The sequence below is a fragment of the Streptomyces sp. NPDC038213 genome, from assembly GCF_055600495.1.
This window is the reverse complement of record NZ_JBVJYM010000021.1, coordinates 101,429-116,154: the sequence shown is the minus strand read 5'-3', so window position 1 is coordinate 116,154 and position 14,726 is coordinate 101,429. Positions and strand designations below refer to the sequence as shown.

General features: G+C 76.3%; 12 protein-coding genes. 10 read left to right on the top strand and 2 right to left on the bottom strand.

Translation table 11 applies throughout. The features are described from left to right. Positions 1-175 precede the first annotated feature (175 nt). From ACZ7JZ_RS25410 to ACZ7JZ_RS25385, 6 genes are all read left to right on the top strand, one after another. Entirely contained in the window at positions 176-1,276 is a 1,101-nt protein-coding gene (locus ACZ7JZ_RS25410) for a lipid II:glycine glycyltransferase FemX (protein WP_470943173.1), read from the top strand. Then, positions 1,273-2,919: a murein biosynthesis integral membrane protein MurJ gene (gene murJ / locus ACZ7JZ_RS25405; protein WP_470943133.1), complete on the top strand. Its 1,647-nt coding sequence runs from the start codon at positions 1,273-1,275 to the stop codon at positions 2,917-2,919. The genes ACZ7JZ_RS25410 and murJ overlap by 4 nt, the downstream gene beginning before the upstream one ends. Before the next feature lie 89 nt (positions 2,920-3,008). Continuing rightward, positions 3,009-3,689, top strand: a complete 681-nt coding sequence (locus ACZ7JZ_RS25400) for a response regulator (RefSeq protein ID WP_470943132.1) — start codon at positions 3,009-3,011, stop codon at positions 3,687-3,689. Then, a complete protein-coding gene (locus ACZ7JZ_RS25395) occupies positions 3,686-5,344 on the top strand; it encodes a sensor histidine kinase (RefSeq protein WP_470943131.1) in 1,659 nt (552 codons plus the stop codon). The genes ACZ7JZ_RS25400 and ACZ7JZ_RS25395 overlap by 4 nt, the downstream gene beginning before the upstream one ends. Next, positions 5,341-5,940 (top strand): hypothetical protein, encoded by a 600-nt coding sequence (locus ACZ7JZ_RS25390; protein WP_470943130.1) that lies wholly within the window; start codon positions 5,341-5,343, stop codon positions 5,938-5,940. The genes ACZ7JZ_RS25395 and ACZ7JZ_RS25390 overlap by 4 nt, the downstream gene beginning before the upstream one ends. A gap of 80 nt (positions 5,941-6,020) precedes the next feature. Further along, complete coding sequence (locus ACZ7JZ_RS25385; protein ID WP_470943129.1) at positions 6,021-7,277, top strand: cytochrome P450; 1,257 nt, start codon at positions 6,021-6,023, stop codon at positions 7,275-7,277. Here ACZ7JZ_RS25385 and ACZ7JZ_RS25380 read toward each other — a convergent pair. Next, positions 7,237-7,962: a hypothetical protein gene (locus ACZ7JZ_RS25380; protein ID WP_470943128.1), complete on the bottom strand. Its 726-nt coding sequence runs from the start codon at positions 7,960-7,962 to the stop codon at positions 7,237-7,239. The genes ACZ7JZ_RS25385 and ACZ7JZ_RS25380 overlap by 41 nt on opposite strands. A gap of 68 nt (positions 7,963-8,030) precedes the next feature. On the opposite strand from ACZ7JZ_RS25380, the gene ggt reads away from it, so the two are divergent. Continuing rightward, positions 8,031-9,872 (top strand): gamma-glutamyltransferase, encoded by a 1,842-nt coding sequence (gene ggt / locus ACZ7JZ_RS25375; protein WP_470943127.1) that lies wholly within the window; start codon positions 8,031-8,033, stop codon positions 9,870-9,872. A gap of 59 nt (positions 9,873-9,931) precedes the next feature. Here the strand turns inward: ggt and map are convergent, their stop codons facing one another. Then, positions 9,932-10,699, bottom strand: a complete 768-nt coding sequence (gene map, locus ACZ7JZ_RS25370; RefSeq protein ID WP_470943126.1) for a type I methionyl aminopeptidase — start codon at positions 10,697-10,699, stop codon at positions 9,932-9,934. Positions 10,700-10,773: 74 nt separating this feature from the next. Here map and ACZ7JZ_RS25365 point away from each other — a divergent pair, with 74 nt between their 5' ends. From ACZ7JZ_RS25365 to ACZ7JZ_RS25355, 3 genes are all read left to right on the top strand, one after another. Next, positions 10,774-11,025, top strand: a complete 252-nt coding sequence (locus tag ACZ7JZ_RS25365; protein ID WP_470943125.1) for a helix-turn-helix domain-containing protein — start codon at positions 10,774-10,776, stop codon at positions 11,023-11,025. Positions 11,026-11,136: 111 nt separating this feature from the next. Next, positions 11,137-12,543, top strand: a complete 1,407-nt coding sequence (locus ACZ7JZ_RS25360) for an alginate lyase family protein (RefSeq protein ID WP_470943124.1) — start codon at positions 11,137-11,139, stop codon at positions 12,541-12,543. Positions 12,544-12,732: 189 nt separating this feature from the next. Beyond that, entirely contained in the window at positions 12,733-14,472 is a 1,740-nt protein-coding gene (locus ACZ7JZ_RS25355; protein ID WP_470943123.1) for a hypothetical protein, read from the top strand. Positions 14,473-14,726: the final 254 nt, after the last annotated feature.

The following is a 14,726-nucleotide window of genomic DNA, read 5'->3' as shown; positions in this document are numbered from 1 at the left end:
GACCGCAGCAGAACGGTCATCGTCCGGTCACAAACGGCGCGCGAACCGGTCATCGACGGCTGTGAAAGTCCTGTGCACCACCCCGAAATGGACGTACAGGAAGGCAACCGCCGTGTGTGCGCTGCTCCTCACCAGCACCCCGCCGGACCGTGACCACCAGCTCAAGGTCCGCACCCTGTCCCGCTCCGAGCACGAGTGGTTCCTCCTGGGCCACCGCCAGGCCGGCTTCCTCCAGTACCCCTCCTGGGCGGAGGTGAAGGACCAATGGCGGGCCGAAGGGGTCGGATGGCACTCGCCCTCCGGGGCGATTGCAGGTACGGGACTCGTTCTCTACCGCCAATTCCCGGGGACGCGCAAATACTTCGCGTACCTCCCCGAGGGGCCGGTGGCCGACTGGACCGACCCCGACCTCGACCGCTGGCTCGACCCCCTCCTGCACCACCTGCGCGCCAACGGCGCCTTCGCCGTCCGCATCGGCCCCTCCCCGGCCTACCGCCGCTGGTCCGCGCCCCTCCTGAAGTCCTCCACCGGCCCCGGCCGCCGCATCTCCGACGTCCTGGCCACCGAGGTCGACCCGGCCGGCGCCGCCCTCGCCGACCGGCTCCGCAGCCGCGGCTGGCAGCGCTGCGGCGGCGAGTCCGACGGGGACGCCCAGCCCCGCCACGTCTTCCGCGTCCCGCTGCGCGGCCGCACCCGCGAGGACCTGTGGGCCGGCCTCAGCCAGGAGTGGCGGCGCAACGTCCGCAAGGCCGAGAAGTGCGGGGTCGAGACCGTCGTCGGCACCGCCGCCGACCTGCCCGAGTTCTACCGGCTGCTGCGCATCACCGAGGAGCGCGACGGCTTCCGCCTCGGCCGCTCCCTCGTCTACTACGAGCGCCAGTACGCCGCCCTGAACGCCGAGGAGCCCGGCCGGATGCGCCTCTACCTGGCCCGCCACCAGGGCGAGGTCCTCGCCGCCCACACCCTCATCACCGCCGGCGACCGCGTCTGGTACCAGACCGGGGCCTCCGCCGACCACCGCCGCGAGGTCCGCCCCAGCAACGCCCTGCAGTGGCGGATGATGTGCGACGCCCACGCCCTCGGAGCACACGAATACGACATGCGCGGGGTACCCTCCACCCTCGACCCCGAAGACCGCTCCTTCGGCCTGCTGCGCTGGAAGCTCGGCACCGGCGGAGAGGTAGTCGAAACCCTCGGAGAGTGGGAGATCCCAGTGGGCGGAGCCGCCAACAACGCGCTGTACCGCGCCTTCCAGGCGTACCTGGCGCGCCGGTGACCGCTACCGCGCCCCCCGGCACCGCCCCCCGGCACGCCGCCCGCCGCAGCTCGGTGCTGCGCAGCGGCGCCCTGATGGCCACCGGCTCCGTGGTCTCCCGCGCCACGGGCTTCGCGCGCTCCGCCGTGGTCGTCGCCGCCCTGGGCACCGGCCTGCTCGGCGACGGCTACGCGGTCGCCAACACCGTGCCCAACATCCTGTACATCCTGCTCATCGGCGGCGCCCTCAACGCCGTGTTCGTCCCCGAGCTGGTCCGGGCCGCCAAGGAGCACCCCGACGGCGGCGCCGCCTACACCGACCGGCTGCTCACCGCCTGCACCGCGGCCCTGGTGGTCCTCACCGCCGCCGCCGTGCTCGCCGCCCCGCTGCTGGTCGCCGCCTACACGGACTACACCGGCGGACAGGCCGAGCTCACCACCGCCCTGGCCCGCTACTGCCTGCCCCAGATCCTCTTCTACGGGATCTTCACCCTGCTCGGGCAGGTCCTCAACGCGCGCGGCCGCTTCGGCGCCATGATGTGGACCCCGGTCCTCAACAACCTCGTCGTGATCGCCGTCTTCGGCCTCTACCTGTACGCCGCCCACGACGGCAGCGCCGGGATCTCCGCCGCCGAGGCCCGCCTGCTGGGCTGGGGCACCACCGCGGGCATCGTGGTCCAGGCCCTCGCCCTCGTCCCCTCGCTGGGCTCCGCCGGATTCCGCTGGCGCCCCCGCTTCGACTGGCGCGGCAGCGGCCTGACCCGCCCGCTGCGCAACGCCGGCTGGCTGGTCCTGCTCGTCCTGACCAACCAGCTCGCCTACTGGGCCGTCACCCGGCTGTCCACCTCCACGGGCCTGCGCGCCGCCCAGGAGGGCCTGGCCGGCGGGGCCGGCTACACGGCGTACAGCAACGCCTACCTGATCTGGGCCGTCCCCCAGGGCATCGTCACCGTCTCCCTGGTCACCGCCCTCATGCCCCGGATGAGCGGGTCCGCCGCCGACGGGGACCTGGCCGCCGTCCGCCGCGACGTCTCCTACGCGCTGCGCTCCAGCGCCGCCCTCGTCGTCCCCGCCGCCTGCCTCTTCCTCGCGCTCGCCCCCTGGGTGATCGCCGGGGTCTTCGAGTACGGCCGCACCGGGCCCGCGGACACGGCCGTCATGGCCGGCATGCTGATGGCCTTCGCCCCCGGGCTGATCGCCTTCTCCGGGCAGTACGTGCTCTCGCGGGGGTTCTACGCCCTCTCCGACACCCGGACCCCCTTCTTCCTGAACCTGGTCATCGCCGTGCTGAACGCCGGGCTCTCCGTCGCCGCCTACCTGCTGCTGCCCCCGCGCTGGGCCGTCACCGGCATGGCCGCCGCATACTCGGCCGCCCTCTTCGCGGGCTTCGCCGCCACCGCGTACACCCTGGGCCGCCGGCTCGGCGGCGGGCCCCTGCTGCGCTCGCCCTCCCTCGCCGCCCACCTGCGGCTGCTGCTGGCCGGGCTGCCCGCGGGCGCCGCCGGATACGCGGCCGCACGGGCCGCCGACGGGCTCGGCCCGCTGCCCGCGGCCCTGGCGGGCACCCTCGCCCTGGCCGCCGTACTCGCCCTGCTGGCCCGGCCGCTGCGGCTCACCGAGCTCGGCGCCCTGCTGTCCTCCGTACGCGGCCGCCTCGGCCGCTGACCCCCTCCGCGGACCGGTCCGGGCCCCTGCGGACCGGTCCGGACCCCTCCGCGGACATACCCGCCCGAGCACCCTGAAATGATGGCCCGATGCCACGCGTACTGCTGATCGAGGACGACCCCTCCGTACGGGAGGGCGTCGCGCTGGGCCTGCGCCGGCGCGGGCACGAGGTCCGGGCCGCCGAGACAGGCGAGGCCGGGCTGGGCGCCCTCGCCGAGTTCCGCCCCGAGCTGGTCCTGCTCGACCTGATGCTGCCCGGGATGAACGGGGTCCAGGTCTGCCGCAGCATCCGCGCCACCAGCCAGCTCCCGATCATCATGCTGACCGCACGCGGCGACGACTTCGACATCGTCATCGGACTGGAGGCGGGCGCCGACGACTACATCGTCAAACCCGCCCGCACCGAGGTCATCGAGGCCCGCATCAAGGCCGTGCTGCGCCGCCTGGCACTGCCCGCCGACCGGCCCGCCGTCGAGGTCCACGGGGAGCTGTCCGTGGACCGCTCCGGGCTGACCGTGGCCAGGAACGGCGAGCGGCTGCCGCTGGCCCCCAGCGAGCTCAAGCTGCTGCTGCACCTGTCGGCCTCGCCCGAGCAGGTCTTCAGCCGCCAGCAGCTGCTGGAGTACGTGTGGGACCACAGCTACCACGCCGACGCCCGGCTGGTGGACGCCTGCGTCCGGCGGCTGCGCACCAAGGTCGAGGAGCCGGGCGCGGCGCCCCGCTACATCCAGACGGTCCGCGGCTTCGGCTACCGGTTCGGCCCGCTGTGAGGCTGAAGGCCGCACTGCGGCCGGGGACTGTCCGCGGCCGGGACCGCTCCGGCTCCGGCCGGGGGCCGGAGGGGGCCCCGGGCCCGGCGGCCCCGGGGCTGCCGGAGCAGCGGGACGGGGCACGGGCGGGCGTACGGGTCGGGGTACGCGACGGGGTGCGGGACGGCGTACGCGACGGGGTGCGCGAGGACCGGCGGGGCGCCTCCGGGCGCGGCTCCTCCGGCCGCCGGATCGCCCCCCTCGGCCTGAGCACGCGGCTGGTCGCCGCCTTCCTGCTCGTCGCCGCGATCAGCGCGGCCACCACCGCCGCCCTGACCTACCGCGAGGCCCGGCGGGCCATCCTCACCCTGGCCCAGGACACGGCCGTCGCCAGCCTGCGGGACCGGCTGGAGACGGAGCACCTCGCGCTCCCGCCCCGCAAGGACGAGCTCCAGGCCCTGGTCAACGACATCGCACCGCGCGGCAAACCCCGCCCGTGGACGGTCTCCGCCGAGTACGCCTCCATCCACGTGTCCTCCGGCGGCGGCCGCTCCACCGTGATCACCGACGAGATGCGCGAGGCGGCCCGCGAACGCGGCACGGCCTCCTTCCAGCGCGTCGACAAGGGCGCCCAGACCTACCTGGCCTTCGCCGTCCCGACCGTCGTCGACCGGTACGGCCGGCGGGTCCCCTCCGGGATCGTCGTGTACGGGGTCATGGACCTCGGCGGCGAGGAGGCCACCGCGCGCGCCCTGCTCCTGGCCGCCCGCGACGGCGCCCTGCCCGCCCTGGGCATCGCCCTCGTCCCCGCCCTGCTGGCGGCCCGCAGCGTGCTGCGGCCGGTCCGGGCCCTGCGGCGGGCCGCGCGGCGGCTCGGCAACGGGGAGCTCGACGCCCGCATCGAGGTCCGGGGCCGCGACGAGCTCGCCGACCTGGCGCGCACGTTCAACGAGAGCGCCGGAGCCCTGGAGAGCTCCGTGGACGAGCTCCAGCAGGCCGAGGCGCGGGCCCGCCGGTTCGCCGCCGACGTCTCCCACGAGCTGCGCACCCCGCTCGCCGGGATGCTCGCCGTCACGGAGGTCCTCGACGAGGACGCCGACCTGCTCGACCCCGACACCGCCTCGGCCCTGCGGCTGATCAGCGCCGAGACCGGCAAGCTCGCCGTGCTCGTCGAGGACCTGATGGAGATATCCCGCTTCGACGCGCGCGCCGCCGCCCTCCACACCGACGAGGTCGACGTGGGCGAGACCGTCCGCAAGACCCTGGAGCGCCGGCAGTGGCAGGAGCGGGTGGGGGTGCAGGTGCCCCCGGGGCTGCGGGCCCGGCTCGACCCCCGCCGCTTCGACGTGGTCGTCGCCAACCTGGTCGGCAACGCCCTCAAGCACGGCGGCGGCCCGGTGTGGGTGTCCGTGCGCAGCGAGCCCGGCCCCGGCGGGGAGCGGCTGGTCACCGAGGTCGCGGACTCCGGTCCGGGCATCGCGCCCGAGGTGCTCCCGCACGTCTTCGACCGGTTCTACAAGGCCGATGCGGCCCGTACCCGCTCCGCGGGCAGCGGGCTCGGGCTGGCGATCACCCTGGAGAACGTGCGGCTGCACGGCGGGACGGTGCGGGCCGCCAACGGTCCGTACGGCGGCGCCGTCTTCACGGTGGACATGCCGAAGGAGGTCCACGCATGACCGGGGTCACGGGACTGCGGGCGGTACGGGCCGCCGGAGCCGCGCTGGCGGCGGCGCTGCTGCTGTCCGGCTGCGGCTCCGAGTTCGACGCCATCGGGCCCACCGGGGTGGTCGAGGCGGGGGACCCGGCCGTCACGAGCACCGTCGACCCCGGGAGCGTGGTGCTGTACTTCGTGGACTCCGGGGGCCGGATCGTGCCCGCGGTCCGCTCGCTGTTCGGCGGGCGCACGCCGACGCCGGGCCTCATCGCGGGACAGGACTCCGCGGACCGCGCGCTCGACGGCACCGAGTACGAGGTGGCCCCCGGCTCCTCCATGGCCATGCTCATGGGCGGACCGGTGGAGACGGAGGAGCGGGCCGGGCTGCGCACCGAGCTGCCGCGGGGCGCCGGGGCGAACCCCGTGCGCGTCGAGTTCGCGGATGAGACCCTGTTCCTCATGCTCCGCTTCCCCGTGGAACCGCTCTCGCAGACCGCCCGGCAGCAGCTCGTCTGCACCGCCCTGCGCTCCTCGGCGAAGTTCGCCGGGGCCCCGGTGGTGCTGCGCGGGCCCGACGGGGACACCGAGCCCGCCGACTGCACCTCCCGGACCCCTTGAGCGGGGCCCCCGCCGTGGCGGGGAGCGGCCCCGGGGGCCCTGGTGTCCCCGGGGGTCCCGGTGTCCCCGGGGGTCCCGAAGTGCCGTCCGTACCGGATGTGTTCGACCCGCGGATCTACGCCGAGGGGGTCCCGCACGCGGCGTACCGGCTGCTGCGCGACCGGTACCCGGTGTCGTGGCAGGAGGAGCCCGAGGTGCTGGGCTGGCCCGCGGGACCCGGCTTCCGGGCGGTCACCCGCCACGCCGACGTGGTCCGCGTCCTGAAGGACTCCGGCACCTGGTCCTCGTACCTGGGCGCCACGCAGATCCGCGACCCCGACCCGGCGGACCTGCCCTTCCTGCGGCGCACCATGCTCAACCAGGACCCGCCGCAGCACGGCAGGCTGCGGCGGCTGGTGGCCCGGGCCTTCACCCCCGCCCGGGTGGACGCCTTCGGCGACCGGGTCCGGGAGCGGGCCCGCACCCTCCTGGCCGCCGCCCGGGACGGCGCCGAGGACGGTACGGCCGACCTGGTCCGCACGGTCACCGACGAGTACGCCCTGCTCAACCTGACCGACCTGATGGGGGTGCCGGCCTCCGACCGCGGGCTGCTGCTGGAGTGGACCGTGCGGATCATCGGCTACCAGGACCCCGAGGAGGGCGCGGCGGCCGGGCCCGCCCCCGGCCCCGACGGCAAACCCCTCAACCCGCGCTCGCCCGCCCTGCTGGGGGAGATGTTCGGCTACGCCCGCGACCTCGCCGCGCACAAGCGCCGCCACCCCGGCGAGGACCTGATGACGGCGCTGGCCGGGGCCGGGCTCGACGGGCCCGAACTGGAGATGTTCTTCTTCCTGCTGACCGTGGCGGGCAACGACACCGTCCGCAGCGCCGCCCCCGGCGCCCTGCTGGCCCTGGCCGGGGCCCCCGGCGAGTACCGCAGGCTGGCCGCGGGCGAGGTCTCCCGGGCCTCGGCCGTGGACGAACTCCTGCGCGTGCACCCGCCGGTGCTCAGCTTCCGGCGGACCGCCGCCCGGGACGCCGAACTGTCCGGGGTGCGGATCAGGGCGGGGGAGAAGGTCGTGGTCTTCCACGCCTCCGCCAACCACGACGAGCGGGTCTTCGCCGACCCGCACCGCCTCGACCTCGGCCGCACCCCCAACCCGCACGTCTCCTTCGGCGACGGGCCGCACGTCTGCCTGGGCGCGCACTTCGCCCGGCTCCAGCTCGGGATCCTCTACGAGGAGTGGCGGGCCGCCATGCCCGCCCCCGAACTGGCCGGACCGCCCAGGCGGTTGGTGTCCAACTTCATCAACGGCCTCACGCGGCTGCCGATGCGGGTGTCCGGGCCGCGGCGGTGACGTCCGCGACCAGCTGGGTGACATCCGGGCCGTAGGCCCGGGAGTTGACCACCTTGAGGACGAGCGCGAAGGACTTCCTCCCGTACGTCCGCGCCAACTGCTCGTGGTGGCGGGCGAGGTAGCGGGCGGCGGCCTGGTTGCTGACGGCCGTCTGACCGCTCACCAGGAACACCGGGCGGTCCCCCTCCGCCGTGGTCAGCCGGGCCAGCAGCACGTGCTCGACGGTGTGCTTCTGCCAGCGGTACGTCTCCCCGCCGACGCGCAGCGCCCCGCGGTCCGGGGACTCCTCGGCGCTCAGGTCCACCGACACGCCCGGGAGCATCGACTCCAGGTGGGCGGCCGTACGGACGTTGGACACGGGGCCGCCGATGCAGAACTCGGCCCGCTCGCCGAAGCCCTGACGGGCCGTGTCGTGCGCGGCGATCTGCACGGTCGCCCCGCAGTCCTTGATGAGGGCGGATATCTCCAGCAGGGCGAGCGCGTCGCGGCGGTGCACCGAGTTCTCGGTGGCCCCCATCTGCCGGTTGACGACGAACATGCAGTCCGAGCCGGTCGGCAGGCCGAAGAAGGCCTGCTTGCGGCGGAGGCGGCGGCGCCACAGGTAGGTGCGGGCGAACCAGCCGAGCGATCCGCTGACCCCGGTGGCCGCCATCCCGAGCAGGATGTTGCGCAGGTCTTCGTTCATGCGCGGGATGGTAGCGGCAGCGCGCCGGACGCTACCCTGCGCGGGTCGCCGTCGACCGGAGGTCCCGCATGCGCCGTCCCCGCTCCCGACCCTTAGCCCTCCTCGCCCTCGCCGCGGCCCTGGCCGCCACGGGCGCGACCGCCCCCCTCCCGGCGCCCGCCGCCGCGCCCGCCCCGGGCCCCGCGGCCGCCCCGGCGGGCGGCACCCCGCCGAAGGTGCCGGTGGCCGTCGGCCACGGGGGCGCCGTGGCCAGCGCCGATGCGGACGCCTCCGCCGCCGGCATCGCCGTCCTGCGGGCCGGCGGCAACGCCGTCGACGCGGCCGTGGCCACCGCCGCCGCGCTCGGCGTCACCGAGCCGTACTCCGCCGGCATCGGCGGCGGCGGGTACTTCGTCTACTACGACGCCTCCGACCGGCGCGTGTACACCGTCGACGGCCGCGAGACCGCCCCCGCCAGCGCGGGCGCCGACCTCTTCCTCGACGGCGGCGTCCCGATCCCCTTCGCGGAGGGCCAGACCAGCGGGCTCGGCGTCGGGGTCCCCGGCACCCCCGCCACCTGGCGCGCCGCCCTCGACTCCTGGGGCACCCGCCCGCTGCGCCAACTCCTCAAGCCCGCAGAGAAGCTGGCCCGCGAGGGCTTCGCCGTGGACGAGACCTTCCGGGCCCAGACCGCGGCCAACGAGGCCCGCTTCCGGGACTTCCCCGATACCGCGCGGCTGTTCCTGCCCGGCGGGGCCCTGCCCGTGGTCGGCAGCACCTTCAAGAACCCCGAACTGGCCGCCACGTACGCCGAACTGGGCCGTACCGGCACCCGCTCCCTCTACCGCGGCCCGCTCGCCCGCGACATCGTCCGCACCGTCCGCACGCCCCCCGTGGACCCGGCCGCCACCCGCACCGTCCGGCCCGGCGACCTGACCGCCGCGGACCTGTCCTCGTACACCGTTACACGGCAGGCCCCCACCCGGCTGCGCTACCGCGGGCTCGACGTGTACGGCATGGCGCCCTCCTCCTCCGGCGGCACCACCGTCGGCGAGGCCCTGAACATCCTGGAGCGCTCCGACCTGCGCCGGCTGTCCCCGGCCCAGTACCTGCACCGCTTCATCGAGGCCTCCCGGATCTCCTTCGCCGACCGCGGCCGCTGGGTGGGCGACCCCGCCTTCGAGGACGTGCCGACCCGCGAACTGCTCTCGCAGCGGTTCGCCGACGCCCGCGGCTGCCTGATCGACCCGGCCAGGGCCCTGACCAGCCCGCTGGCGCCCGGCGACCCGCGCCGGCCGGTGCCCTGCGCCACGACCGGCCGGGCGGCCCCGACCACGTACGAGGGCGAGAACACCACGCACCTGACCACGGCCGACCGCTGGGGCAACGTGGTCTCGTACACGCTGACCATCGAGTCCACCGGCGGCAGCGCGATCACCGTCCCCGGCCGCGGCTTCCTGCTCAACAACGAGCTGACGGACTTCTCCTTCGCCCCGGCCGCCCCCGGGGTCCCCGACCCGAACCTGCCCGGACCGGGCAAGCGCCCGCGCTCCTCGATGTCCCCGACCATCGTGCTCGACCACGGCCGGCCGGTGCTCGCGGTGGGCTCCCCGGGCGGCGCCACCATCATCACCACCGTGCTGCAGACCCTGACCGGGCACCTCGACCGCGGGCTGCCGCTGGTCGAGGCCATCGCGGCCCCCCGGGCCAGCCAGCGCAACCAGACCACCACCGAACTCGAACCGGGCCTGTGGAACAGCCCGTTGAAGGCCGAGCTGGAGGCGCTGGGGCACGGCTTCCGGCTCAACCCGGAGATCGGCGCGGCCACCGGCGTCCAGCGGCTGCCGGACGGCCGCTGGCTGGCCGCGGCCGAGACCACCCGGCGCGGCGGCGGCTCCGCCATGGTCGTCAGGCCGCACGGGAGGCCGTGAGCGGCGCGGGTTTGAGCGGCTCGCGGGCCCGAGCGGCCTGGGGGTCCGGGCCGTACGGATCACAAGGCGGTCAGGATCCGCGGGCCGGCGGCGGTGACCGCGACGGTGTGCTCGGCGTGTGCCGCGCGGCTGCCGTCCAGCGTGCGCAGCGTCCAGCCGTCGGCGTCGGGCCGCCAGTCGTCCCCGCCGCCCGCGATCACCATCGGCTCGATGGCGAGGACCATGCCGGGGCGCAGCTTCGCGCCGCGCCCCGGCGGGCCCTCGTTGGGCACCCCGGGGTCCTCGTGCAGGCTGCGCCCCACCCCGTGGCCTCCGAACCCGTCCGGGATGCCGTAGCCCGCGGCCCGGCAGACCCGGCCGACGGCGTGGGCGATGTCCCCGATGCGGTTGCCCGGCACGGCCGCGGCGATCCCGGCCCGCAGCGCCGCCTCGGCGGCCCCGATCAGGTCGAGGTCCGCGGGCCGGCCCGGTCCGACCGTGAAGCTGGCGGCGGAGTCCCCGACCCAGCCGTCGAGCACCGCCCCGCAGTCCACGCTGACGAGGTCCCCGTCGCGCAGCCGGTACTCCCCGGGGATGCCGTGCACGATCGCGTCGTTGACGGAGATGCAGACGGCCGCGGGGAAGGGCACGGGGGCGAAGGAGGGCCGGTAGCCGAGGAAGGGCGAGCGCGCGCCCTCCCGCTCCAGCACCTCCCGGGCCACGGCGTCCAGCTCGGCCAGCCGGGTCCCGGCCGCGGCGGCCTCCCGTACGGCCGCCAGCGTGCGGGCCACGACGCGCCCCGCACTGCGCATCCGCGCGATCTCCTCAGGAGTCTTGATCTTGATCATGCCAATTACTATACCGGTATGAGTATCCCGGTACGAGAATACCGGTATGACTATGCCGGTATTACCATGGCGGCATGGTGCGCACCCCCCTCACCCCCGAAGAGCGCGAGCGCGGCGAGCGCCTCGGCGCGCTGCTGCGCGAGGCCCGCGGCTCCCGCAGCATGGTCGAGGTGGCCGCCCAGGCCGGCCTCTCCGCCGAAACCCTGCGCAAGATCGAGACCGGCCGGGCCCCCACCCCCGCCTTCTTCACCGTCGCCGCGGTCGCCGGGGCCCTCGGCATCTCCATGGACGAACTCAGCCGGCGCTGCGCCCTGCTGCCCGCCTGAGCCGTCTCCTCGGGGCGGTCCCGGCCCCCGCCGGATCCGGAAGGAGCGGCCTGGCGGCCGTTCGGCGCAATCCCCGGTGCGGCGGCGCCCCGGCGGGGCATCGCTGAACACGTGTCTGCACTGAACGCATCCAAAAGGCTCGGTCTCGGCCTTCTCGGCGGGATGCTCGCGACGGGCCTGCTGCTCGCCGCCTGCGCCGCCCCGGAGGGCCATGCCGCGGAGAGCCGCACCGCCGGCCCCGCCGGGGGCCGCACCGGGTATCCCGCGGGTCCTGCCACCGGTCCCGTGACCGGTCCTGCGCCCGGCCCCGCAGGCGGTCCCGGCGGCGCCCGCGGCCCCGCCGCGGCGGCCCGCCCCCTCACCGCCTCCGCCCTCCTGCGGCCCGCCGCCGCGGCTGCGGCCTTCCGCCACCCCGGGGTGGTCGTCGGCAGTGAGCAGCTCGCCCGCGCCCGCGAGATGGTGGCCCTCGGCCGGGAGCCGTGGAGCTCCGCGTACCGGCAGGTGCTGGCCAGCCCGTATGCCGCCCCCGACTACGCCGCGTACCCCGCCGAGACCGTCCACTGCCCCTTCAACGCGGGCCCGCGCGCCTGCCTCGACGAACGCCAGGACGCCCTGGCCGCCTACACCCACGCCCTGCTCTGGTCCCTCACCGGCAAGACCGCCCACGCCGCCAGGTCCGCCGAGATCATGGACGCCTGGTCGGCCGTCATGAAGGGCCACACGGGCGACAACTCCGGCCTCCAGGCCGCCTGGTCGGGCGCCACCTGGGCGCGCGCCGCCGAACTGCTGCGCGCCGGGTACCCCGACTGGCCCGCGGAGCGCGCCGACCGCTTCGGCGCCATGCTGCGTACGGCGTACCTGCCCGCCGTCCGCGACCGGGTGCCGCACTTCAACGGCAACTGGGAACTGGCCATGACCGACGCCTCGATGGCCATCGCCGTCTTCCTCGACGACCGCGAGGTCTTCGAGGAGTCCCTCGCCCGCTTCCGCGACCGCGTGCCCGCGTACTTCTACCTGGCCTCGGACGGCCCGCAGCCCAAGGCGCCCGCCGGGGCCGGACTCGACACCCCGGAGCGGATCCGCGCGTACTGGTTCGGGCAGGAGACCTTCCGGGACGGCCTGGCCCAGGAGACCTGCCGCAACCTGATGCACGTCGGGTACGCCTTCGCCGCCACCGCCCATATCGCCGAGACCGCCTGGCTCCAGGGCGTGGACCTGTACGGCGAGCAGGCCGAACGCCTCACCAGGGCACTGGAGTTCCACTCCGGCTACCAGCTCGGCGAGGAGGCCCCCGACTGGCTGTGCGGCGGCACGCTGGAGCGCACGATGGGCCCGGACCTGGAGGTGGCCCTCGCCCACTACGAGGGGCGTACGGGCGCGGCCCTGCCGCTGACGCGGAAGCTGGCCGAGCAGACCCGCCCCGCCGGTACGGACGACCTCTTCGTGGCCTGGGAGACCCTCACCCACGCCGCACCCCCGGCGGCCGCCGGGACGGCCCCGGTCCCGGCGGCGCCCTGATCCCGTCCCTCCGTCGGCCCGTCCGTCGGCCCGCCGCCCCGGGCGGGCCGACGCGCGGCCGCCGTCAAGCTTTGAGACTCCCGTAGCCCGCCCGTAACACCCGTGCGGTGCAATGCCCGGATGGACAGCGGAGCGGAAGCGACAGAGTCAGTCAGTCCGGTACGCCAACTCGCTTTTTTTCTGCGCGAGTTGACCTCCCTCCTCGATCCCGCGACCGGCTGGTACGCGGAGTTCCTCAGACGTGATCCGCAGGGCGTGCGCGCCTGTCTCGACGGAACCGCCGTCCCGCCCTGGGACGTGGTGGACTCCCTGCTCCACGACCTGTCCGCGCTGCGCGGACCGCAGCGCACGGCCGCGTACGCGGCGCGGGCCCTCGGGCTCCGCGCGGCAGCCGTCGCCGCCTGGGACCGGCGGCCCGGCGGGGCGGCGGAACTGGCCGCCCTCCGGGAGGCGGTGGGCGCCCAGCGGGAGCGGGCCCTTGCCGCCCGCCGGGACCTGGACGCACAGCTGTACGCCGCGGCGGGCCCGGAGGAGTCGGACCGGATCTCCGGCGAACTCGCCTGGATCCAGGACGACCTGACCCGCGCCGAGGCCCGCACCGCCGACCTGACCGCCCGCCTCGACCGCCTCCCCGCCACCGGCCCGGCCCGCGCCCCCGCCGCAGCCCCGGATCCCGGCGCCGCCCCGACCCCCGACGCGAGCGCGGACCCCGCCACGGGCTCCGGGCCGGGTACGGATGCCGGCACCAGCACCCACCCGGCCCCGTACCCCGACCCGCTCTTCGACACGGGCCCGCTCTTCGGCGCGGGTCCGGACCACGGCACCGGCCCGCTCTTCGGCGCGGGCCCGGCCTTCGGACCGGGAGCCGGCGCCGGTGCAGGTGCCGGTGGCCCCGCGCACCACGGGCCTGCCGGTGGCCCGTACCCGTCCGGGCCGGCGGCAGCCCCCGTACCCGCGGGCCTCGCCGACGGCACTCCGCCCGCCCGGATCCGGCCCGCACGCGCGCCCGGGCAGGGGCAGGGGGACGGGGAGCGGTACGGGAGCGGCGGCGAAGGGCACGGGGACGGGGAGCGCGCCGCCGTGCCGCGGCAGCGGGCGATCGGCGGGACCGGGCGCTGGTTCCGCTCCGGCGGGCGGGCCGCGGGCGGGGCCCGGTTCGCCGGGGCCCCGGAGGCCGCGGCCGCCGCGCCGGCCCTGCCGGTCCCGGACACCGCCCCCGCCCCGCCGCGGCGCGGGGCCCGCTACGCCCCCGCCGGCCCCCCGGTGCCCGTACCGGAGCGCGACGCGGAGGCCGGACCGGAGTCCGTACCCGCGCCCCTGCCCCTGCCCGGGTACGCGCCGGAGTCCGGCCCCGGGTGGGCCGCGGATCCCGGCGCCGCCCTCCCCGCCCCGGGCGCGGGCGCCGGTCCCGACGGGCCCGCGCTCGTCGCCGGGCTCGTCGCGCTCCGCGCGCAGGGGCGTACCGGCGAGGCGCACGGGCTGCTGTGCGAGGCCGCCGCGTGGCCGCCCGAGCTGCTGCCCGCACTCGCCCGGCACCTGGAGCGGGCCGGGCGCGGCGCCGACTGGGCCACCCTGCTCTGGGAGGCGGCCTCGCTGCCCTCCGGGCGGCTCGCGGCCGTCGCCGCCGCCCTCGCCGCGGCCGGGCGGGAGGCCGACTGCGGCCGGCTGCTGCGCCAGGGCGTGGCCCGGCCCGCCGCCGAGATAGCGGACGCGGCCCTGGTGCTCAGCGCCGCCGGGCGGGACCACGAGGCCTCGGCCCTGCTCGGGGCCTTCGTGCGGGTCCGGACGGCGGAGGACTCCGCCCGGCTGGCCCGGCAGGACCCCCACCGGCTGGCCCCGCGGCTGCTGACGGAGGCCCGCGCGGTGTCCGAGAGCCGCCACCGCGACCTGGTGCACGCCCTGCGGGTGGCGGGAGTGCCGGTGGCCTGAGGCGGGAGCGGGCCCGGCGCGGGTCCGGAGCGGGCCCGGAACAGGGCAGGAGCAGGGCAGGAGCGGGGCGGCTGGAGCGGGCCCGGAAGGCGGGTGCCGGTGGCCTGAACTGTCCGCCCGGTGCCCGTTCCCGATCGCCGCCGGGCCGAACATGATCGACTCTGCGGGTTGGCGGTGATGGTCTTGCCCCGGCCCCGGACGGGGCTTACGTTCTCCTATCTACGCAATGCGTCTACGTGCGTAGAAGGCTCTCT